This is a genomic window from Sphingomonas lacusdianchii, from assembly GCF_022664395.1.
Lineage (GTDB): Bacteria > Pseudomonadota > Alphaproteobacteria > Sphingomonadales > Sphingomonadaceae > Sphingomonas > Sphingomonas lacusdianchii.
Genome location: NZ_JAKRET010000085.1, coordinates 1 through 604, shown reverse-complemented (window position 1 = coordinate 604; position 604 = coordinate 1). Strand labels below are relative to the sequence as shown.

1 pseudogene is annotated in these 604 nt (G+C 61.4%); it reads left to right on the top strand.

The window, feature by feature from the left end:
• A pseudogene (locus MF607_RS22600) lies at positions 1 to 604 on the top strand (diguanylate cyclase); the annotation flags it as partial.

Sequence of the window (604 nt, the reverse complement as noted above, 5' to 3'; positions counted from 1 at the left end):
GGCTATAACGCCATGGCGGAGAGGCTGAGGAACGCCGTTGCGGATCAGGCGAACAGCGAGCGTCAGCTGCAAACCGCCAACGCCGAATTGCACCGGAATAGCGAAACCCTGCGCGAACGTGGCTCCGTCATTGGGCTTCTGGGCGGCATGTCGCACCGCATGCAAGCCGCTCGTACCGACGATGAGCTAGCGCAGATCATCAAGGTCTTTGTACCACGTGTACTCCCGAACGTTCCCGGTGCTCTCTACGCGCACAATAACTCGCGCAACTGCCTCGTGCCCATCGCCAGCTGGGGCGGCACGGAAGTTCCGCCTGAGGGCTTCGCACCAGATCGGTGTTGGGCGTTGCGCCGTGGGCAGAGCCATTACGTGGCTGGACCTGGCGGTGACATCGTTTGCGGTCACGTTGGCGAGGATGAGGTCTATCACTGCGAACCCTTGCTCGCCGGCGGTGAGGTGATTGGTGTCCTCTACCTTCAAGGTCAGATCGAGAGCGAGAACCGCTTCCGCATGAACGTGCTGACCGAGAACATTGCTTCAGCACTAGTGAACCATCGCCTCCAGCGCTCGCTACGTGAGCAGACGATCCGCGACCCGCTGACCG